The 22,342-nt window shown below is 64.4% G+C and carries 16 protein-coding genes; 15 read left to right on the forward strand and 1 reads right to left on the reverse strand.

The window, feature by feature from the left end:
• Nucleotides 1-59: 59 nt before the first annotated feature.
• From PCA31118_RS06760 to PCA31118_RS06820, 13 genes are all read left to right on the forward strand, one after another.
• Nucleotides 60-488, forward strand: a complete 429-nt coding sequence (locus PCA31118_RS06760; protein ID WP_150625152.1) for a hypothetical protein — start codon at nt 60-62, stop codon at nt 486-488.
• 143 nt (nt 489-631) lie between these two features.
• The gene (gatB, locus tag PCA31118_RS06765) at nt 632-2,104 is read left to right on the forward strand and encodes an Asp-tRNA(Asn)/Glu-tRNA(Gln) amidotransferase subunit GatB (protein ID WP_150625153.1); all 1,473 of its coding nucleotides are present in this window, start codon (nt 632-634) and stop codon (nt 2,102-2,104) included.
• 318 nt (nt 2,105-2,422) lie between these two features.
• Entirely contained in the window at nt 2,423-3,229 is an 807-nt protein-coding gene (locus PCA31118_RS06770) for a polyphosphate kinase 2 family protein (RefSeq protein WP_044453328.1), read from the forward strand.
• A 161-nt stretch (nt 3,230-3,390) separates the two neighbouring features.
• On the forward strand, nt 3,391-4,629 hold the full coding sequence (locus PCA31118_RS06775; protein ID WP_174990369.1) for an efflux RND transporter periplasmic adaptor subunit: 1,239 nt from the start codon (nt 3,391-3,393) through the stop codon (nt 4,627-4,629).
• Nucleotides 4,626-7,802, forward strand: coding sequence for an efflux RND transporter permease subunit (locus PCA31118_RS06780; RefSeq protein WP_150624254.1), 3,177 nt, complete (start codon nt 4,626-4,628; stop codon nt 7,800-7,802). The genes PCA31118_RS06775 and PCA31118_RS06780 overlap by 4 nt, the downstream gene beginning before the upstream one ends.
• Before the next feature lie 532 nt (nt 7,803-8,334).
• Nucleotides 8,335-8,940, forward strand: a complete 606-nt coding sequence (locus PCA31118_RS06785; RefSeq protein WP_150624256.1) for a pilus assembly FimT family protein — start codon at nt 8,335-8,337, stop codon at nt 8,938-8,940.
• 39 nt (nt 8,941-8,979) lie between these two features.
• Nucleotides 8,980-9,534, forward strand: a complete 555-nt coding sequence (locus tag PCA31118_RS06790; protein WP_150624258.1) for a toxin co-regulated pilus biosynthesis Q family protein — start codon at nt 8,980-8,982, stop codon at nt 9,532-9,534.
• 48 nt (nt 9,535-9,582) lie between these two features.
• Nucleotides 9,583-11,355 (forward strand): secretin N-terminal domain-containing protein, encoded by a 1,773-nt coding sequence (locus PCA31118_RS06795; protein WP_150624260.1) that lies wholly within the window; start codon nt 9,583-9,585, stop codon nt 11,353-11,355.
• A gap of 1 nt (nt 11,356) precedes the next feature.
• Nucleotides 11,357-12,763 (forward strand): type 4b pilus protein PilO2, encoded by a 1,407-nt coding sequence (pilO2, locus tag PCA31118_RS06800; RefSeq protein WP_150624262.1) that lies wholly within the window; start codon nt 11,357-11,359, stop codon nt 12,761-12,763.
• The gene (locus PCA31118_RS06805; protein WP_150624264.1) at nt 12,753-13,235 is read left to right on the forward strand and encodes a hypothetical protein; all 483 of its coding nucleotides are present in this window, start codon (nt 12,753-12,755) and stop codon (nt 13,233-13,235) included. The genes pilO2 and PCA31118_RS06805 overlap by 11 nt, the downstream gene beginning before the upstream one ends.
• A complete protein-coding gene (locus PCA31118_RS06810) occupies nt 13,219-14,943 on the forward strand; it encodes a GspE/PulE family protein (RefSeq protein ID WP_174990370.1) in 1,725 nt (574 codons plus the stop codon). The genes PCA31118_RS06805 and PCA31118_RS06810 overlap by 17 nt, the downstream gene beginning before the upstream one ends.
• 82 nt (nt 14,944-15,025) lie before the next feature.
• Complete coding sequence (locus tag PCA31118_RS06815; protein WP_150624268.1) at nt 15,026-16,117, forward strand: type II secretion system F family protein; 1,092 nt, start codon at nt 15,026-15,028, stop codon at nt 16,115-16,117.
• Nucleotides 16,117-17,043, forward strand: a complete 927-nt coding sequence (locus PCA31118_RS06820) for a prepilin peptidase (protein ID WP_246190112.1) — start codon at nt 16,117-16,119, stop codon at nt 17,041-17,043. The genes PCA31118_RS06815 and PCA31118_RS06820 overlap by 1 nt, the downstream gene beginning before the upstream one ends.
• On the opposite strand, the gene PCA31118_RS06825 is transcribed toward PCA31118_RS06820, so the two are convergent.
• Entirely contained in the window at nt 17,014-18,720 is a 1,707-nt protein-coding gene (locus PCA31118_RS06825) for a GMC family oxidoreductase (RefSeq protein WP_246190113.1), read from the reverse strand. The genes PCA31118_RS06820 and PCA31118_RS06825 overlap by 30 nt on opposite strands.
• A gap of 403 nt (nt 18,721-19,123) precedes the next feature.
• On the opposite strand from PCA31118_RS06825, the gene PCA31118_RS06830 reads away from it, so the two are divergent.
• Nucleotides 19,124-20,788, forward strand: coding sequence for an isovaleryl-CoA dehydrogenase (locus PCA31118_RS06830; protein WP_150624270.1), 1,665 nt, complete (start codon nt 19,124-19,126; stop codon nt 20,786-20,788).
• Nucleotides 20,789-20,938: 150 nt separating this feature from the next.
• A complete protein-coding gene (locus PCA31118_RS06835) occupies nt 20,939-22,339 on the forward strand; it encodes a coniferyl aldehyde dehydrogenase (protein ID WP_217431259.1) in 1,401 nt (466 codons plus the stop codon).
• Nucleotides 22,340-22,342: the final 3 nt, after the last annotated feature.

The following is a 22,342-nucleotide window of genomic DNA, read 5'->3' on the forward strand; positions in this document are numbered from 1 at the left end:
CCGCCGCCCGTGCGGCGATCGTTGCGCCGGGCGCGCGCAGTCTGCTCGCGCGTGGCCTGATGCTTGCAGGCATGGTGCTCACGCTCGCGTCGTGCTCGTTGCCGTTCTCGCGTCCGACGCCGATCGCTTATCGCGAGATCAATCTGTCGGGCTACTGCTCGCAGACCGACGAAGACGGTTTTCGCGAACAGGCGACGCTCAAGGTCCAGGGCAATCAGGTGCAGTCCCTCGACTGGCGTTTGTGGGTCGGCAATCGCGGCAGTTGCCACTTCAATCTGGCGGATTTTCACCAGACGCAGTGGCGCCCGAGCATCGAGCTGCGCGCCAACCGCGGTAGCTGCAAGCTGTTGATCTGGCAGGATCCGGGCAATGTGACCATCGGCCACGCGAATTGCGAGGCGTATTGCACGCCGGGCGTCTACGAGACGGCGTGGCCGGTGAGTTTCGATCCGCAGTCGGGCATTTGCGCACGCGGCACGCGCAGGTAATCGCTGGTGAGCGCTGGTGAGCGCTGGCAAGCGGCGACGAACAGGAACAGGCCGGTCGCCGCCGGGGATGAACCCGGCGATGACCGGCAGCAAAGGCAGGGCGACATGCGCCATGCCCACAAGTTGAGACAAGGGTGAACCTTATGCAATGGGAAGTCGTTATTGGTCTGGAGACGCATGCACAGCTCTCCACCGCTTCCAAGATTTTCTCGGGCGCATCGACGCAGTTCGGCGCGGCCCCCAACACGCAGGCATGTCCGGTGGATCTGGCATTGCCGGGCGTGCTGCCGGTGCTCAATCGCGGCGCGGTCGAGCGTGCCATCGAATTCGGTCTGGCCATCGGCGCGACGATTGCGCCGCGCAGCATCTTCGCGCGCAAGAACTACTTCTACCCGGATCTCCCCAAGGGCTATCAGATCAGCCAGTACGAAATCCCGGTGGTGCAGGGCGGCTCGCTGAAGATTCAGGTCGAAGCCGATGCCCGCACGGGCCGCGAAGCCTACGAGAAGGTGGTCACGCTCACGCGGGCTCACCTCGAAGAGGACGCAGGCAAGTCGCTTCATGAGGACTTTGCCGGCATGACGGGCATCGACCTGAACCGTGCAGGCACGCCGCTGCTGGAAATCGTGACGGAGCCGGAAATGCGCAGCGCGGCCGAAGCCGTGGCGTACGCCAAGGCGCTTCACGGTCTGGTGGTCTGGCTCGGCATTTGCGACGGCAATATGCAGGAAGGCTCGTTCCGTTGCGACGCCAACGTGTCCGTGCGCCCGCTTGGCCAGAAGGAATTCGGCACGCGCGCCGAAATCAAGAACCTGAACTCGTTCCGCTTCCTTGAAGAGGCGATCCAGTACGAAGTACGCCGTCAGATCGAACTGATCGAGGATGGCGGCACGGTGGTGCAGGAAACGCGTCTTTACGACCCGGACAAGAAGGAAACGCGTTCGATGCGCAGCAAGGAAGACGCGCACGACTACCGTTACTTCCCGGATCCGGACCTGATGCCGCTCGTGATCGACAGCGAATGGGTCGAGCGCGTGCGCGCCGCATTGCCGGAGTTGCCCGCAGGTATGCAGGCGCGCTTCGTCGAGTCGTATGGTTTGTCCGATTACGACGCCGCCGTGCTCACGCAGTCGAAGGCGCAAGCCGCATACTTCGAAGCCGTGGTCGCGAAGGCCGGCAAGGCGAACGCCAAGCCCGCTGCGAACTGGATCATGGGCGAGCTGTCGTCGATGCTCAATCGCGAAGACCTGACCATCGACGCGAGCCCGGTGTCGAGCGCGCAACTTGCCGGTCTGCTCGCCCGTATCGCCGACAACACGATCTCGAACAAGATCGCCAAGGAGGTCTTCCAGCTGATGTGGGAGGAGCGCGCTACCGATGACGGCGCGGCCGATCGCATCATCGAGGCGAAGGGGCTGAAGCAGATTACCGACACGGGCGCGATCGAGAAAACCATCGACGAAGTGCTGGCTGCGAATGCCAAGTCCGTCGAAGAGTTCCGCGCGGGCAAGGAAAAGGCGTTCAACGCGTTGGTCGGCCAGGCGATGAAGGCCACGAAGGGCAAGGCCAATCCGGCACAGGTCAACGAGCTGCTCAAGAAGAAGCTGGGTGCCTGACGAACGTCGGGGGCGTGCTCATGGCGCTCACGGCAGTAGCGGCAATAACGGCAATAACGGCGGCAACAGCCGCCGGTAAGCCGTGATGCACGAAGGGCGCGGTCGCCGGGATTCGGCACCGCGCCTTTTGTTTTGCCCTTTTGGGCCGGGCGACGCCCCGATTCGCCTGCTCATCTTTTCACCCCTGCGCCCCGTCACTGCGCCACCCCCGTCACTCGTCCACTTATCGTCCACCTGAATTCCCTTATGCCGGGACTTTTTTGGGCCCCCCGCAAATTGCGCCATACTCCCAGCTAACTGAAACGGGAGGAGTTGGCGATGTTCGAGAAATACCGCGTACCGCTCGGCAAGAAGCTGGACCTGTCCGCCTTCGACCCGGCCGACAAACCCTTTTCCAGCGCGAACAAGGACGACGACAAGGTGCGCATGGCCGAGTTGGCGCTCAAGCTCGACGAGTTGCAGACGATTCTGCACGCCAACAGCAGGCATCGGGTCCTGCTCGTCCTTCAGGGCATGGACACCAGCGGTAAGGACGGGACCATTCGCGCGGTATTCCAGAACGTCGATCCGCTGGGCATTCGCGTCGCCAACTTCAAGTCGCCCACGCCGATCGAACTGGCGCGTGACTTTCTGTGGCGCGTTCACGCCGTGGTCCCCGCCGCTGGCGAGCTGACGATTTTCAATCGCAGTCATTACGAAGACGTGCTCATCACGCGCGTGCACGACTGGATCGATGCCGACGAGTGCAAGCGTCGCTACACGCACATCAACAACTTCGAACAACTGCTCATCGACAACAACACGCACATCATCAAGTGCTTCCTGCATATTTCGTCCGAAGAGCAGCGCAAGCGCTTGCAGGAGCGCATCGACGATCCGAACAAGCATTGGAAATTCGAGCTGGGCGACCTCAAGGAACGCAGCTTCTGGCCGCAATACACAAAGGCCTACGAAGCCGCGTTGTCGGCAACGTCGACGGAACATGCGCCGTGGTATATCGTGCCTTCCGACTCGAAACGTCACCGTAATCTGATGGTGGCAGAGTTGCTTGTGCACGTATTGAGCGAGCTGAAGTTGACCTATCCGCCGGCCCGGCCCGAACTGACGGGCATGAAGGTGGAATGACGCAGCGCAGCACAGGCTGTCGCAAGACAGAAAATAAAGCAGCGCAGTGACGTGGATGGCGGTAGGCGTTCACGATGGTTTTGTCAGTAGAAACAGACGCAACCGAGGCAGGCGGGGGCCTGACCGGCAAATTGGCGTCGCATGGGGAAACGGGGAAGAAGATGAGTGACGAGAACGCCCGCCGGCCGTTGCCGGGGGAGGCGGCTGCCCGAGGGCAGGCGGGGACGGGTAAGCCGAGTCAACCGGATAAGCCAGGCAAGCGCGGGGCGCGCCGCTGGGGCGTCGGCCTGCTCGCTGTGGTACTGGTGGCGGGTGGGGCGCTCTGGCTGCGCTCGCGCGGCGCGGAGAAGCCGGTCAAGGCGGCCGTTGCGCCTTCGGTGACGGTCGCGACGGTCGAGGTGCGCGATGTGCCGGTGCGGCTCGTCGCTAACGGCACGGTCACGGCGCGGCAGACGATCGACGTTCGTCCGCAAATCTCCAGCACGATCCGCCAGGTGCACATCAAGGAAGGCGACTTCGTCAAAGCGGGACAGTTGCTGTTCTCGCTCGATGCCCGCATGGACGAGGCGAACCTCAAGAAGGTGCAGGCACAACTCGCCAAGGACGAGGCCGATCTCGCCAACGCGCGTCGCTCGCTCGCCCGGACGCGGCAACTGATCGCGGAGCATTTCGTCTCGCAAAGCGCGCTCGATACGGCGCAAAGCAGCGTGGACAGTCTCACCGCGCAGGTGGCGGCCGACCGCGCCGCGATTGCCGCCAGTCAGGTGGCGGTCGATTACAACCAGATCCGCGCGGGTATCGACGGACGCACCGGCGCGATCAACGTGCACCCGGGCAGTCTCGTGACGCCGGGCGGGGCGGCGCTCGTGAGCATCACCCAGCTCGACCCGATCGACATCAGTTTCACGCTGCCTGAAGGCGCGCTGGCCGAACTTCAGGCCGCGCGCGCAGGCGGTCCCGTGTCGGTGACGGCCACGCTCGGCACCACGGGAGTGACGGCCACCGGTCAGCTCAGCTTCATCGATAACGCCGTGGATTCGCAAACGGGCACGATCCGTCTGAAGGCCGCCTACGACAATCGCGACGCGAAGCTGTGGCCCGGCATGTATCTGAACGTCGCCGTGATTGGCCGCGTGCTCAGGCAGGCGAGCGTGGTGCCGCCGCAGGCGGTGCAAACCGGTCCGGATGGCAAGTTCGTCTATGTGATCGGCGAGGACGGCAAGGTGAGCGCCAAAGCGGTGAAGGTCGGCTATGTGGAAGCGAAGCTCGCGGTGGTCGACGGCGTGCCCGGTGGCACGAAGGTCGTGCAGGAGGGCGCGGAAAACTTGCGCCCGGGCAACAAGGTGACGGTCGTCGCGTCGCGTGAGGGTGGCGCGACAGGGGCAGGGAAAGCGCCATGAACCTCTCGGAACTCTGCATCCGCCGGCCGGTCATGACGATCCTGCTGTGCGTGGCGGCCGTCGTGGCCGGGCTGATCGCGTACGGCCAGATCCCGATTTCCGCGCTGCCCAGCTACAACTCGCCGGTCATTCAGGTCACCGCCACGCTGCCCGGCGCCAGTCCAGAGACGATGGCAGCGTCGGTGGCTGCGCCGATGGAAAAGCAGTTCTCGACGATTGCGGGCGTCGCGGTCATCAGTTCGACCAACACGCAGGGCACCACCTCGATCATCATCGAATTCGACAGCGACCGCGATATCGACGCGGCGGCTGTCGACGTGCAGGCGGCGCTTTTCCGAGCGCAGCGCAAGCTGCCGGTGGAGATGACGACGCCGCCGTCGTACCGCAAGGTCAATCCGGCCGACGCGCCGATTCTGTTCCTCGCAATGAACTCGCCGTCGATGTCGCTGGCCGAGCTCGACGACTACGCGGAGAACCTCGTCTCTCCCACGCTCTCCACGCTGCCCGGTGTGGCGCAGGTGCTCATCTTCGGACAAAAGCGGTTTGCGGTGCGGGTCAAGGCACGCCCCGACGCGCTGGCCGCGCGCAAGCTCACGCTCGACGATGTGGCGCGCGCGCTGGCCTCGGCCAACGCCAACAGCCCCGTGGGTACGCTCGACGGCAGCCGTCAGACGCTGACCATCGAAGCCAACCGGCAGATGACGAAGGCCGAACAGTTCGCGAATCTCATCATCGCCAGCGTGAACGGCAACCCGGTGTATCTGCGCGACGTGGCCGACGTGCAGGACAGCGTGGAATCCGTGAAGACGGGGAGCTGGGTCAACGGCGAGCGCTCGATCGTGCTCGCGGTGTTACGCCAGCCCAACGCCAACACGGTGGCAACGGTCGATCAGGTCAAGGCGGCGCTGCCGCGTCTGGCCGAACAAATGCCGCAGTCGATTCAGGTCAAGCTGCTCAACGACCGGTCGGTCTCGATCCGCGAATCGATCGACGACGTGCAGTTCACGCTCGCGCTCACGGTGATTCTCGTCACACTGGTGATCTTCCTGTTCCTGCGCCGGCTGGCCGCCACGCTCATTCCCGTGATGTCGCTGCCGGTGTCGCTCATCGGCACGGTCGCACTGATGAAGGGCATGGGCTACTCCATCGACAACATTTCGCTGCTGGGCATTACGCTCGCGGTCGGTCTGGTCGTGGACGATGCCATCGTGATGCTGGAAAACATCGTGCGCCACATCGAAAACGGTGTGCCCCCGCTGCGTGCAGCCCTCGTCGGCTCGCGCGAGATGGGCTTCACGATTCTCTCGATTTCCATTTCGCTGGTGGCGGTGTTCATCCCCATCTTCTTCATGCCGGGGGTGATCGGGCTGATGTTCCACGAGTTCGCCGTGGTGGTGTCGCTGGCGATTCTCGTGTCGGCGGCCGTGTCGCTCACGCTCATTCCGATGCTGTGCAGCCGCTATCTCAAGCACGAGCAGGACGAAGGACTGGGGCTGCGGGCAACGCAGTGGTTCGAGGACGGCTTCGTGTGGGTGCAGAACGGCTATGTGCGCAGCGTCGACTGGTGTCTCGCCCATCGAAAATGGGTGATGGGCGCGGCGGGCGCCACGTTCATCGCGACCGGAGTGCTCTTCGCCACCATTCCGAAGGGCTTTTTCCCCAGCGAAGACATCGGCCAGGTACAGGTGACGGCCGAGGGCGCGCAGGACATTTCGTTCGCGGCCATGTCGGCGCTGCTGCGTCAGGCGGGCGACATCATTCGCGCCAATCCTGCGGTAGAGACGGTCATCGTGTCGGCCAACGACAGCAATCAGGGGCGCATGTTCATCAACCTCAAGCCTCATGGCGAACGTGCGCACATGAGCGAGGTGCTCGAAGCGCTGCGGCGCGACGTGAAACAGGTGCCCGGGCTGAACGTCTACTTCAATCCGGTGCAGAACCTGCAACTGGGCGGCAAGCAGAGCAAGAGTCGCTACCAGTACGTGATGCAGAGTGTGAAGCCGGGGGAAATGCAGTTGTGGTCAGACCGGCTGATGAACCTGATGCGCGCCGATCCGATCTTTCGCGACGTGACGACCGACGCGCAGATGAAGGGCCTGCAAGCGCAGCTCACCATCGACCGGGACAAGGCCAACACGCTGGGTGTGGCCATCGGCGATATTCGTAGTGCGCTGTACAGCGCGTTCGGCGAGCGTCAGGTCTCCACGATCTATACGCCGAGCGACAGCTATCAGGTGATTCTGCAGGCGGACGACAACGACCGTCGCGACGAAGGCGCATTCGACAAGATCTATGTGCGGGGCAAGGGCGGTGCGCTGGTGCCGCTCTCGGCCGTTGCGACCGTCGAGCGCAAGATGGGGCCGGTGTCGGTGAACCATCAGGGCCAGTTGCAGGCCGTGACGCTGTCGTTCAACCTCGCACCGGGCGCGGCGCTGGGCGACGCCTCGCAGAAGATCGTCGGCTTCCAGCAACAGCTCGGCTTCCCGCCTAGCATCATCACGAGTTGGGGCGGCGATGCCGCGGCGTTCCAGAAGTCGCAGTCGAGTCAGGTCGTGCTGCTCGTGGGCGCCTTGCTGGTGATCTACGTGCTGCTGGGCGTGCTGTACGAGAGCTACATTCACCCGATCACGATTCTGGCGGGACTGCCGTCGGCCGCCGTTGGCGCGCTGATCACGTTGCGCCTGTTCGGGATGGATCTGTCGCTCATCGCGGTGATCGGCATTCTGATGCTGATCGGTATCGTGAAGAAGAACGCCATCATGATGATCGACTTCGCACTCGACGCGCAGCGAAACGGGGGCATGACACCGACACAGGCCATTCGTCAGGCGTGTGCGTTGCGCTTCCGGCCGATCATGATGACCACGCTCGCGGCGCTCATGGGGGCGTTGCCGATCGCACTCGGCCTCGGGGCCGGGGCGGAGTTGCGCCAGCCGCTCGGTCTGGCCGTGGTGGGCGGTCTGCTGTTCTCGCAGGTGATTACGCTCTACATCACGCCGGTCATCTATCTCTATCTCGATCGCTTCGCCGGTAACGGCCCGCTGGTGTTGCCCGGCGACAAGGCAGCGAACGATGGCGGCCGCAGCGCCGATGACGCTCACAGCGCTCACGATGCTCAAGGCACACAGCGCGCCAACGCCGTGGACGGCTTCACGGCCGGGCACGCGCATTAAGCAGGACGGGCATCGGCGGCGTCGGTGAACCTGGCGTCGGCGACGCCATCCACGTCGGCGCGCGGCATGCGTTCATGCATGCTGCGCGCCTTCGCATCGCCTCTGCACGACCTGAGGCCATCGCGCGTGCCGTGCAAAACGTCGAAAGCCCACGCCACATGGCTTGTGAATTGGCTGATTCCTGTGCTTCGCGCACGCCGTTGAAGGCCCTCGTTTTGCGTTTAGTCGCATTCCTATTTTCACATTGATGTAACGGCCGACGTCCTGTCGGCCGGTCTCCCGCCTCCGTCTTGTTTTTCCTCGCATTTCGCGATTGATTTCGCGATTGTCGACGCGTGTCCCGAGGTATCGGAAACGACACACCAATGGGCGATTTCTTGCTTGCGCCAAATGTCAATTTGCGAAAGACGCGTGCTGCCCGCGACAACGCGGCGACGCACATTCGGGCATAAATCGCCCCTGTCGTCACGAATACGTCTCTCGGATCGTGACGTCATTTCTTTCTACTCCTTCAAAAAAACTGGACTCAAAGATGAACGTACGCACAGACGCGAGCGCAATCGCGCAATTGAAAGCCCCATCGACGCAACCCCTGAACAAGCGTCGGCAGCGGGGGGTGACGCTGGTCGAACTCTCGGTCGCCGTCGCGGTAATGGGGTTGATCATGGCGGGGGCCATGGTCGGGGTACCCCGCCTGATGAACAGCGTGAAGCTGTCGCAGGAAATGAAGGACTGGCAGATGTCGGCGCTGGCCGTGCAGAACGCCGTGGCTTCCGGCACGCTGACGCCGGCGACAGCGCCCGACGTCATTCGCAACATGGCGATCGCCGAGCCGTTCAACCGACCGGAAGGCGGCACGCAGATTCTGAATCGTTTCGGCGGCGCGATCACGATCACGCCGGTGCCCGGCACGGGGTATCCGTCCAGCGGCGTTTCCGTCACGTCGGTGGGTTACCCGAGTGCGCAGTGCGAAGAGTTCGCCAGCAAGATGAACGGTCTTTTCTCCACGCTCACGATCAACAAGCAGGAAGTGAAGTCGGGAACGAAGATCGAGCTCAACAAGATCAACGATTACTGCAAGTCCAACGGCAAGGACAACGTCACGCAGTCCGAAATCGAATTCACCATCGCCGGATGAGAGGCGTTCACGGGGATCTGACTTGAAGGCGGACAAGACATGACTTATTCAGGCATGCGTGTTGCGTTGATCGCTTTGATGTTCGGCGGCGCGCCGGGTACGGCGCCCGCGTTCGACGCATCGCCCCAACCCGACGTCACGTGGATGTTCGCGAGCCACAAGCCTCTGATGCAGTCCGTCGGCAGCATCGCCAGCGCGGGGCCCGTGCCCGACGCGGAACCGGTCGGCGGACTGCCTCGGCAAGTGCTGGACGACGCGCCGCGGCGCGTGTCGTCCGTGGCAGCTCCTGCTCCTGCTCCTGCGCTTGCCGAGGCCACGCCGGCGCTTGCGCCGCAAGCCGGGTTCGAGCTGGCCATGCAGCCGTCGGACGGCCGCGTCTCGCAGGCGGTGCGGCGTTACGCTGAGCGCCACGGCTGGCAACTGGCGTGGGAGATCGACCGCGATTTCCCCATTGAATATCCGGCCACGTTTCGTGGCGATTTTCTTGGCGTCGTCGAGCAGATCGTGCGCTCGCTCCAGAACACCGATGCGCCGATACGCGTGAAGGTCTACGAGGCCAATCGCGTGCTGCGTGTCGTGCACGCCACACAATAATTCGCGCCGTGCCGTGCGCACGGCGAACTACCTCGGAAGCGGTAATCCATGAGAATGCGACTCGGCGTGTTGTGCGCCATCACGTTACTGACAGCGTGCGGCACGCCGGGCATGCTGTCGCAAACCGACGAGAACATTACCCGCTCGCGCAACGACGCGCGCGCGGCGCTCGACACACACACGGCGCCCCCGATCAGCGCCATCGAACGCGTGGATGGCGCGTGGCTTTCCCGAAAGTCCGTTGCCGTCAACGCCACCGTCGCGCTGCCGGACTTCTTCAAGCGCGACGTGCGTTTCGCCACGGGGACTGCGCTACCCATCTCCGTGTTGCTTGCGCAGGTCGCGCGCGGCAACGGGCTGACGATCCGCGTCGCCTCCGATGTCGCCTGCGAGGCGAATGCCGGGGGCGCGGGGAGTGGCATGCGCGGGCAGAGCGGCAGTGCCCTGAAGCGCTTCCAGATCAACTGCACCGAGAGCGGCGAACCCGCCGTGCCGCTGCAATATCGCGGCTCGCTCTCGGGCCTTCTCGACACCATTGCCCATCGCTCGGGGACCCACTGGACCTATCGCGACGGCGTGGTGCAATTCGCGCGATATGTCACGCGCACGTTCCAGATCAAGATGATGCCGGGCAGTTCGTCGTACACGGCCTCGGTCGGCAAGGCGTCGAAGATGAAGGCGGACCGCGGCGCCTCGGGCGGCGGTGGCGCCGGTGGCGCTTCGACGGGCGGTGTCGATCTGAGCTTCAATGCGGACGCCAACGTCACCGTCGAGTCGGAACTCGACTATTGGACGGACCTCGTGAAGACCGTCAGCGACATGCTGTCGCCCGGCGGCCGCGTAACGCCGTCCGTCGTCACCAGTTCGCTGGTCGTGACCGATACGGCGGACGTGATCTCGCGGGTGGCGCAATACGTCGACGCCGAAAACGCGGTGCTGGGCCGTCAGGTCAAGCTACGGGTCCAGGTGTACTCCGTGAGCCTCGATGAGAACTCGGCGGCCGGTATCGACTGGTCACTCGTCTATCAGTCGGCGAGCGGTCTCGTGGCGTCTCTCGGCGGTCCGGCCGCGAGCGGCATGCTCATGGCGCGCCAGGGCGGCTTGAACGTCAGCAAAATTCCGAATGGGCGGCTGGCGGGTTCCACCGCGTTCCTGCGCGCGCTCAGTCAACAGGGGCGCGTGAGTACGGTGATCGATACGACGGTCGTCACGCTGAACAATCAGCCTGCGCCGGTGGCCGTCACCCAGAATCAGGGGTTCGTGGCACAAACCAAGATGTCGCCGGGCAGCTATGGCGGACAGGCGGTGGTGACCGCCGAGCAGTCGGTGCTCACGACGGGGTTCGTCATGAACCTGCTGCCTACGCTCATGGACAACCGCAGTGTGATGTTGCAGGTGCAGATCGACATGTCCGACCTGAAGAAGCTGGAGAAGATCAATCTGCGCACCGGCAAGGAATCCGACAGCGGCAGCGACACCGGTGGCGCGCAGATCAAGGCGAACTTCGGCGAGAGCGGGGCCGGCACGAGCGTAACGCTGGGGGATGATGGTAAAGGCGGTGGACGCGATGGCCGTGGCCGAGGCGACGACGGACTGGGCGTCGGCACGTTCATGCAGCTTCCGCTCACGGCCTCGGTGCAGACGATGCAGCGTGCCTCGCTCAAGTCGGGCGACACGCTGGTGCTCAGCGGATTCCGTCGCAAGGACGACACCACGGACCGCGACGGCATCTATCACTACGAGGGCGGCACGAAAGAAGCGCGCCAACGGGTCAACGAGGTCGTGATTCTGATCTCGCCGGAATTGACCGAGGGCGTGTGAGATGGCGCGCGCATTGTCCAATCGGCTCGTCGTCGGCGCGCAGTGGGAAACGCTGATCGGTCTCGAAAAGGAGATGACCGAGATTCGCAGCCTCGCGCGCAGTCGCGACGCCTCCCACTTCGCCGTGGCCGACGACGGGGCCGGCACGCGCACCGTCGGCCTGGTGTCGATGGCGGACGGCCCGCAAGCCGATGCTGCCGTGCACGCTTACGCGCTGGCCGCCGTGCTCGGCACGCTGGTCGACGGGCCGAACGTCGCCTTCCTCCACCCCGCTCCGGACGATGCCACCAAGATTGTCTTCGTGACACTGCGCGACCGGCGTCCCGAGCTCGATCTGGAGATTCCTGCCTCGGAAGTCAAGCAACGTCTGGCGCAGTGGTCCGCTGAAGTCGAAGGTCCGGTGAAGGTGGCTGGCGTCACGCACGTGGACCTGCCGCAGGCAGACGTCGTGCTCACGCTCGACGACATTGCCGCCACAGCGCTTCACGACGGTCCGGCGCAAGCCCGGCTCAAACTCGTGCGCAAGGCCTTGCCCGCCCGGCAGATTGCAATCGCTGCCGTGTTGGTGGCGGCGTTCGTTGTCATCGGTGGGGCAGCATACTGGGGCTGGACATGGTACGAGACGATGCAGCGAGAAAAGCTCGCCGCGGCCAATCGTGTCGATCCGATCGACGCGTACAAGGCCGCGCTTGGTCGTGCGCTGGCGGTCGAACCATTCTCGACCGGGGCGTCATATGCACGACATTTGCAGCACGCGATTCAACGCTTGCCGGCGAGCGCTGGCGGATGGCGACCTGCGACCATCGACTGCAAGGGGCGGGAATGCGCCATCGAGTGGCGTCGCAAGGAGGGCGGGACATTCGATTTGCTGCTCTCGCATCGGCCGAATGCGCAGATCGTCGATCTCGATCACGCGAAAGAGATCGTTGCGTTGCCTGCCGAGCGAGCCACATCAACGCCAACGCGAACGCCAACGCCAACGCCAACGCCAACGCCAACGCCAACGCCAACGCCAACCGGCGCGGCGAAGGTCGACACGGATGCGAAGACACAGGCCGAGGAAGACCTCGCTGAAGACGACGGCGAGGCACGCGTTACCCCGATACCACGCAACCAGTTCCTTCGGACTGCCGGCGCGCGCTTACAAGCGCTCGGCGACTACGGCATGGACATTGCACTGACGATGCCGGTACCGCTGGTGCCCGTCCCACCCGGCGTCGCTGCACGTCACGACGTGCCGCCACCGATCTCCAAAGGGCAATGGAAGATGGCCGGACATCTGGCGTTCTTCGATTCGGTGGCGGGATTGATGATGCGCGCGGGCAACATGTCGCTCGGCGAACTGAAGATCGTGATCGACGATGGCAAACCTGTCTTCTCCGCACAAGGAACCTACTATGTCCATTAAGTTTTTCGGCGGTGCCGTGCTCACGCTTTCGGTGATGTTGCCCGCGAGCGCGCGTGCCGAGGAGACGATAGACGCCTTCGCCCGTGCTCATCTCCGGGCGTCTCAGGAAGCGCAGGACGCCCGCGAGGCGCAAGCCAGAGCAGCGAGTGCGGCGGGGGCGGGCGAGGCGAAGACGCCTGCCTCTGCCACATCGGCGCGTTCCGAAGCGTCCCCGGAGTTGCTCTTCATCTACGGCGTGGAGAACGCCGTGGTGGCCTACCTACGCGTAGACGGGCGCTTTGGCCGCAACGTCGTCAAGGGCGACAAGGTCGGCGAGTGGCAGGTGGTGAACATCGGCGACGATTACGTCGACATGCGCCACGGCGCACGCCAGAAGCGCCTGCTGTTACCCAATGCTTTCGGGCAGGCGTCGTCGTCGACTGTGCAAACGAGTCACCGTGACCCGGAGCACTCACGTGGCGACGATTTCTGAGCGGATTCGCGCTGCGTTGGCGCGTTTCGGGCAGCGTGCCAGAACGCGCGCCGTCGTTCACCCCATCACCGATCTGCGCGAGTCCGACATTCAGACGCTTGGCTGGCGTCAGGACCTGGGCATCACGCTCCCAGGCGCGGAGCACGGCTCGCTGGTACTCGTGGCGATGAAGCCGCGTCTGTATCTCATGCTGCTCGAACACACCACTTTCGTGCGCACGCAGGGGTCGGACTTGCTCGAGCGCTTCGACCGCGCCGTGCGGGCAAAGCATCGCCTCGATCTCGAAGGCATTTACGTCGGCACCACCGAAGAGATTCTGCTGATGCAATCGCGGTTGCAACAGCCGGGCGACGACGGCGGCCAGACCGGCGAGCAGCGAACGGGCGCGTATCGCAATTTCGATCTGATCATCGAGCGCGCGGTCGACGCCGGTGCGTCGGACATCCATTTCGAATTTCGCGAAGGACGGCAAGTGAACGTGCGCATGCGGATTCACGGCAAGTTGCGCACCGCCGCCGAGAGCGACCGCCTGGCGCGCGACTATCATGCCATGCTCGACGCGGTGTCCGCGGCTTACAACTCGCGCGCCGATCCGAGCAGCCGCAGCCACAATCACTTCGACGAAGCGCAGCACCAAAGCTGTTCGATTCCGCTGACGATCCGCCAGCGCAAGTATCAGTTGCGGTTCCAGAGCGTGAAGGAGAATCGCGGCGTGGACGTGGTGTTGCGCCTGCTGGTCAACGAAGCAACCGATGGCGACGTGCTCACGTTGTCGCAACTGGGCTATTCCGACGATCAGGTCGAAATTCTGGAAGATGCCGTGCATCGCAGCCCCGGGCTCACGATCATTGCCGGCGAGACCGGGTCGGGAAAGTCCACGACGTTGCGCACGCTGATGACTTACGAGCGCGACTCCGGCAAGAAATTCTTCTCCATCGAGGACCCGGTCGAGTACATTCAGCCGCATATGACGCAGATTCCGATTCAGCGTCGCGCGGAGGACAGTCCCGGCGATTCTCCGTTTGGCGCCGCTGCCAAAGTCCTGTTGCGGGGCGACCCCGACAAACTCATGCCCGGCGAGATCCGCGACGTGGAGACCGGGTCGTTCGCCAAGTCGATGACGGAGACGGGCCACCAGGTGTTGTCGACGGTGCACGCATCGAGTGCGTTCGGGATCGTCACACGTCTCGTTAGCGACGAGATCGGCATGCCGCTCGCCGCCGTCACCTCACCGAACTTCCTGACGGCCATCGTTTATCAGAAGCTGATTCCCGTGTTGTGCGGCCACTGCAAGCGGCCTGCGTCGCAGGCGCTCGACGACGCCACGCTGTCGGTGATCGGCGCACTCGGCATCGATACCTCGAAGGTCTGCGTCGAAGGGCCGGGTTGTGAGCGCTGCAACGGGCGCGGCACGCGCGGGCAGACGGTGGTTGCCGAAGTCTGCGAATTGTCCGACGCGCTGCTCGATCTGTTGCGCGAAGGGCACTTCTGGGAAGCCGAGCGGCACTGGCGTGCATGCCACGACGGTGACCTCACCAGCGCGAACATGACCGGCAAGTCCGCGATGGAGCACGCCATGTACAAGATGTCGCAGGGGTTGGTCGATCCCCGCGACGTGGAAGCCGCGTTCTGCAAGCTCAAGAAATTCCATTTTCGCCAGTCCGCGTCGTTGAGTGCGCCGTCATCGAGGCGGCTTGCCAGCGTTTGACATGACATGACGTTTACGTGCGTCTAATGTCCTCGCCTCCCTGGTCTTCCCTGCCTTCCCAGGCTTTCCAGTCTCTTTTGCCATGATCGAAGCCGCCAAGCGTCTGCTCGCCAACCTCACCCCCGTTCGCGATCCCTATCCCGGTTTGACGAAGGCCAAGCGTCGATTCCGCAAGACGCGCGCCAAGTTCTACAGCGATTTCGCCGACGCCATCGAAGACGGCGCGAATCCGTTCGAGCTGTTTTCCCGACGCCATGCGCGTGCGAAGGAGCGACGCAATCCGATGGCGCCGCTGTACGCCGTTTGGCGCGACCGCGCCAGTTCGAAGAATCTGCAAAAGTCGTGGGCCGGTACGATTCCCGACGAGGACCTCGTGGTCATCGCGGCGGGCGAAAAAGGCGACTTGCCCGGCACGTTGCGTTTTCTCGCACGCGTGGTCACCCTGCAACAGCAAACCCGCTCGGCCATCGCCGGGGCAGTAGCACTGCCGATCTTCATGTCGGTGCTGCTCGCAGCCATTCAGCTTGGGGTGGCCTACGGCATGATGCCGATCATGACGGAGATCATGCCGCCGGAGAAGTTTCCGCTCGTCGGTGCCGGGCTTTACGCGATGTCGGGCTTTGTTGCGACGTGGTGGCCGCTTCTCTATGGCGTGCCCGCTGCCCTCGTGGTGGGCATGTCGCTGTCGTTTAGCCGCTGGACGGGGCCGCTGCGTCGGCGCTTCGACAGTTTCGGCCCGTATGCGGTGTATCGCGACGTTCGCGCCGGCGAGTTTCTCGTGGCGCTCGCTGCGCTCACGAGCGCCAAGACCTCGGTGTTCGACGCCGTCTCGCTGTTGCTCGCGCGTGCGTCGCCGTGGCTGCGCTGGCATTTGCTGCGCATGCGCGCGTCGCTCAGGAGCGAGCGCAGCATGATCAAGGCGATGGACACCGGCCTCTTCAATGAGGAAGTGTTTGACCGCCTCGTGGAGTATGCCGGTCGTACCAATTTCGACGCCGGCATTCGCAAGATCGGGCTCATGACCATCGAGGAAGTTGCCGAGCGCATCAAGGCGCGCTCGGCGACGTTGCGCTCGGTGCTGCTCGCACTGGTGGGCCTGACGATCATCTTCACCGTCGGCGGCATGCTGCAAATCGGCCATGCGGCGGGCGAATACGCGCAGTCGATGTTCTGATGGACGCGTTCATCGATTGCCTATGGGGTGCCTTGGATGCCCTTGAGACCGTTGAGACCCTTGAGGCCTTTCGCGACCTGCCGCGTGAAGGCGTCGTCGCCGTCATGGCGACGCTGGGACTGTTCGTCGGCAGCTTCCTGAACGTGGTCGTGTATCGCCTGCCGCGCATGCTGGAGACGCAATGGGCGCGGGAAATCGCGGCCTGGTCGGGGCAGACACCGCCCGTGACGCCGACGTTCAATCTCGCATGGCCGCGCTCACGCTGTCCGTCCTGCGAGACACCGATTGCGGCGCGTCATAACCTGCCGGTCGTCAGCTACCTGGGGCTGCGCGGGCGATGTGCGGCTTGCGGCGCTCGCATCTCGGCCCGTTATGCTCTGGTGGAATTGTCGGTCGGCGCGTTGTTCGCGGCCCTCGCGTGGACATTCGTGCCGATGAGCCAATACGGCACGATGCTCGCGTGGTGCGGTTTTGGCGCGACGGCGCTTGCGCTCGCCCTCATCGACATGGACACGCGTCTGCTGCCCGATGCGCTGACGTTGCCGCTGCTGTGGGCAGGTTTGCTGTGCGCGGTAGCGGGCCTGACGTTACCCCTTGACGAGGCCGTGCTCGGGGCGGCGTTGGGCTATGGCGTGATGTGCCTGATCGGGGGCGTCTATCGGGCGCTCGCGCATCAGGACGGCCTGGGCGGCGGCGACGCGAAGCTCGTTGCCGCCTGCGGCGCATGGCTGGGATGGACCGGTATTCCGCTGATGCTGGCGTTCGGCGCCACGGCGGCAACGCTCGCCTTCGCGGCATTCGGGCTTGTGCGCGGGCGCGTGTTGCGCGAACCACTGCCGTTCGGTCCGTGGCTGGTGTTCGGCGCGTTGACGAGCGCACTGTGGGGCGAGCGCTTCCTAAACCTGTGGCTGCGCACGCGCGCCTGAGGCGATCGTTTCCGGCAGCGCGGCAATGGTCTGCGCGGCAGGCATACGAGGCGTGTCGCTGGCAGCAGACGCAGTCACACCGCTTGCTGCCGCGCTCGCCAACATCAGATCCGCCGCCTTCTCGCCGATCATCATCGATGGCGCGTTCGTGTTGCCGCCGATGAGCGTCGGCATGATCGAGGCGTCCACCACCCGCAGCCCTTCGACGCCGCGCACGCGCAGTTCGGTGTCCACGACCGACTGCGCGTCGGCGCCCATCCGACACGTGCCGACCGGATGATAAATCGTGTCCGCACGCGCACGAATCAGCGCGGTGAGGGCTTCGTCGGATTCCACCCCCCGGCTATGTAACTCTTCGCCGCCGAACCTGGCGAGCGATGGCGCGGCGAGTATGCGACGGATGACGCGCGCGCCGCGCAGCAACGTGTCGACGTCTTCCTGCGCGCTCAGGAATGCCGGGTCGATCAGCGGGGCGTCGCGCATGTCGGCGGAGGCGAGCGTCACGCGTCCGCGGCTCTTCGGGCGAAGCACGCACGCGTGCAGCGACATGCCGCGTCGCAGGTGCGGCCGACGGTTATGGTTGTCGCAGATGCCCACGAGAAAGTGCATCTGCAAATCGGGCCGCGTGAGTGACGGATCGCTCTTGAGGAATCCGCCTGCCTCCGCGACGTTACTGGCGAACAGGCCGCGCCGGTCGCGCAGATACTGCAATCCCTGTGTGAGCAGATGCCACAGCCCGGCGGGCGTGTAGCCGACGAGGTCGGGATGCGCGACGTACTTGTTGACGATGAAGTCGATGTGGTCCTGCAAGTTCTCGCCGACGCCGGGCGCGTCGACACGGACCTCCACGCCATGCGCGCGAAGTTGCTCGGCAGGGCCGATGCCCGAGCACATCAGCAACTGCGGCGAATTGAATGCCCCGGCGCTCAGCACGACTTCGGCGCGTGCACGGAGGGTCTGCACCGCGCCGTGGCGTTGCAGTTTGATGCCGGCGGCGCGGTTGCCGTCGAAGACGATGCGCTGCACGAGCGCGTCGGTGATCACGTGCAGATTCGCGCGCGCCTTGCCGTGCAGATAGGCGCGCGCGGCGTTCCATCGCTGGCCGCCTTTCTGCGTGACCTGATAGATGCCCGCGCCTTCGTAATGCTCGCCGTTGAAGTCTTCGCTCACGGGGAATCCGGCTTCTCGCGCGGCGTCGACATAGTGTCGGGAGAATGGATTGACGGTCTGCAAATCGGCGACGTTGAGCGGGCCGCCGACGCCATGCCACGCATTGGCGCCGCGCTCGTTGTTCTCGTTGCGACGGAAGTAAGGCAGCACGTCGTCCCACCCCCACCCGGTACACCCGGCAGCCGCCCAATCGTTGTAGTCGTCGGGATGACCGCGCGTGTAGATCATCGCGTTGATCGAACTGGAACCCCCAAGGCCGCGGCCTCGTGGCTGATAGCCCTGACGTCCTCCCAGTCCCGCCTGCGGCGTCGTGCGGTAGCCATAGTTGCGGCGCGACGCGAACGGCACCAGTGCAGCGAGACCGAGTGGCAGACGCACAAGGAAGCTGTTGTCGGGCGGGCCCGCTTCCACGAGCGCGATGGTGCGCTCGGGCAAACCGTCCGCCAGTCGCGCAGCCAGTGCGCAACCGGCCGAACCGCCACCGACAATGACGTAGTCGTAGTCCATGCTGTCATCCTCCCTTTGGATGGCATTGCTTCAACTGTGGTGTTGAATGCGTTCGCTGCTTTTGCTTCTCTTATTTTTCGCGATGCCGTGGCTTGCGTCGTTGCGCTGCACGTTGCTGCTGTCTCTCGATGCACTGATGCACGTGATGCATGTGACGGTTGTGTGTTCTGTACGGACGCTACCCGTTGTCACTTTGCGGTGGCGCTTATTGTAGGCAGACATCGGGCCCGACCGGGGGCGAAGTGAAGCATTCCTCTAATTTGTGCGAACTCGGGAACATGAGGGCTATGATGAAATGATTGCCTTCAGGTGACCGTCCCATGATTGGCATTCCGAGCGCAGCCAGACGACACGAGGGATTGCACCGAGGCCGGTAGGGAAGACAGGGAGACAGGGAGACACGATGGCTGAGCTCTGGCAGACGCACGACGTCACCAATCAGGTGCCGCCGCTCACGGACTACAACCTGTACGCCACCGACACGGCGCTGCAAGCCGCCGTGGCCGCGTTCGACGCCGCCTGGCATGCAAAGACGTTGCATCGTCAGGGCGCGCGGCTGGGCGAGGCGGAGGTGCAGCAATGGGCGCAGGACGCCAATCGGCACGCCCCGGAGTTGCAATCCTTCGATTCTCAAGGCAATCGGATCGACCGTATCGAGTTCCATCCGGCGTGGCATTCGCTCATGGGGCTGTTGCGCGGGGCGCAGTTGCAGTCGCTGCCCTGGGCGCAGCCGCGCGGTGGGGCGATGGCGGCGCGCACGGCGTCGTATTTCCTGCACGCGCAGAATGAAGCCGGCTCGCTATGCCCCACCACGATGACCTTCGCGAGCATTCCCGTGCTCGCTCGCGAGCCTGCGCTCTTCGCGAGCCTCAAGGACAAGTTGCTTGCGCCGCAACACGATCCGCGCGACGTACCGCTTGCGCAGAAGCACGCCATCCTCATCGGCATGGGCATGACGGAAAAGCAGGGCGGCTCGGACGTGCGCACCAACACGACGCGCGCCACCGATCGCGGCGACGGCACGTTCTCGCTCGTCGGGCACAAGTGGTTCTTCTCCGCGCCGCAGTGCGACGCGCATCTCGTCCTCGCGCGTGAGCACGACAGCGACGCATTGTCATGCTTCTTCGTGCCGCGATACGCGCCGGATGGCCGCAAGAACGCCGTGCAGGTCCAGCGTCTCAAGGACAAGTTGGGGAACCGGTCGAATGCGAGCAGCGAGGTCGAATTTCAGGGCGCTTACGGCGTGCGTGTCGGTGCACCGGGACGCGGCATCCCCACCATCATCGAGATGGCGACGTACACGCGACTCGACTGCGTGATCGGCAGTGCTGCGATGATGCGCACGGGCGTCGTGCAGGCGACGCATCACGCGCGCCACCGCGTGGCGTTCGGTGCGAAGCTCGTCGATCAGGATCTGATGACGACGGTGCTCGCGGATCTCGCGCTGGAATCCGAAGCGGCGACCTGGCTCGCGATGCGCCTCGCACAGGCGTTCGATGCGAGTGCCGCCGACGACGATTCCCCGCTGCAACGTGCGTGGCGCCGCATCGTGTTGCCGGCGGCGAAGTTCTGGGTATGCAAGCGCGCGCTGGAACTGGCCGGTGAATGCATGGAAGTGTGGGGCGGCAACGGGTATGTGGAGACCGGACCGCTCGCGCGGCTGTATCGTGAGGCGCCCGTCAATTCGATCTGGGAAGGCTCGGGCAATGTGATGTGTCTGGACGTATTGCGGGCCATGAGCCGCGAGCCGGACGTGGCGCAAAGCTGGTTCCACTGGCTCGCCCAGCACACAGGGTCGCACCCCGCGCTGCGCGCCGCGCTCGCGCAGTTGCATGGCTGGCTCGCGGCGGACCCGGCAACGCATGCGGTGCGCGCGCGTGCCATTGCGCAACAGATCGTGTTGCTCGCACAGGCCGCGCTGCTGCTCGAGCATGCGCCGACCGATCTGGCGCATGGTTTCATCGAAAGCCGGTTTTCTACCCTCGGCGGGCGCGTGTACGGCGTGATGCCCGATACGCTCGCCGCCAGTGCCCAGCGCGCATGGCTCGACCGGGCGTTTCCCGGATGAGACGGTTGCTGCGCAATTCGCATCGCTTCACATCATTACAAGACTTCGACAGCGGCAGGGAGGATACGCATGGGACACAAGGATGAGCCGGGCGGGCCGACGGGTGAACTGCATCCGGCAGCGGCATTGGACGTCTCCACCGACGACGACATGGCGCGTGCAATGCTGCTGCCGCGCTTCGACGCGATGCGGCATGCTCACAACGCCTCGCCGCACGTCGACTGGCCGACGCGCAAACGCCATCTGAAGGCATTGCAAGCGATGCTGCACAAGTATCGCGAGCCGTTTGCGAAGGCTATCGACGCCGACTTCAGCGGACGCTCGATGCAGGAAACCGACATGCTCGAACTGTTCCCGTCGCTGGGGAATCTGAAGCATGCGCTGTCCCACACGCGGCGTTGGATGCGTGGCTCGCAAGGCTGGGCGAATCTGTGGCTGTTGCCTGCGCGTCAGGCGGTGGTGCCCCAACCGCTAGGTGTGGTCGGCGTCATCGTGCCCTGGAATTACCCGCTGTTTCTCGCAGTCGGTCCATTGACGGATGCGTTGGCTGCGGGCAATCGCGTCATGATCAAAGTGTCCGAGGTCACACCGCGGTTCGCAGAAGTCTTTGCCTCGGCCGTTGCCGAAACGTTCGCGCCGGAGTGGGTGACGGTGGTCACTGGCGACGCACAGGTCGCACGCGCCTTCTCGACGCTGCCGTTCGACCATCTGCTGTTCACGGGCGCGACGTCCATCGGGCATCACGTGATGCGTGCGGCAAGCGAGCATCTCACGCCGGTGACCCTGGAGCTTGGCGGCAAGTCGCCCGCCATCATCGGCCCGGGCGCGCGCTGGGAGCATGCGGTGGAGCGCATCATGCTCGGCAAGCTGCTCAATGCGGGGCAGACATGCGTCGCCCCCGATTACGTGCTCGTGCCTCGTGAGAAGCTCGACAGTTTCGTCGCGACCGCGCGTCGTGTGGCGGCGCGGATGTACCCCGATGCCGTGAACAATCCGCAGTACACGAGCATCGTGTCGGCGCGGCACTTCGAGCGTCTGACAGGACTGGCGGGCGAGGCGGCAGCACAGGGGGCAACGTCGCATGCGCTGTTCGACGCTGCGCCGCAGGCGTCGCGCAGACGCTTGCCGCCGGTCGTACTCACGGGCGTGCACGATGGCATGCGCGTGATGCGCGAGGAGATCTTCGGGCCGCTGTTGCCGGTGGTGCCTTACGACGATCTGGAGGCTGCCATTGCCTACGTGAACGAGCGGCCGCGACCGCTCGCGTTGTACGTGTTCGATACCGATAACACGCGCATCGACAGGGTGGTGAACGGCACGATTTCGGGGGGTGTGACCATCAACGACACGCTGCTGCACGTTGCGGAACATTCGCTGCCGTTTGGCGGTGTAGGACCGTCGGGCATGGGCGGGTATCACGGCGAAGCGGGTTTTCGCACGTTCTCCAAGGAGAAGCCCATCTTTCGCCAGGCCCGCTGGAATGGCGCCGGATTGCTCAACCCGCCTTATGGCAAGGTGTTCGCCGCGATGATTCGGCAACTGATCCGGTGAATG

This window comes from Pandoraea captiosa, assembly GCF_902459775.1.
Lineage (GTDB): Bacteria > Pseudomonadota > Gammaproteobacteria > Burkholderiales > Burkholderiaceae > Pandoraea > Pandoraea captiosa.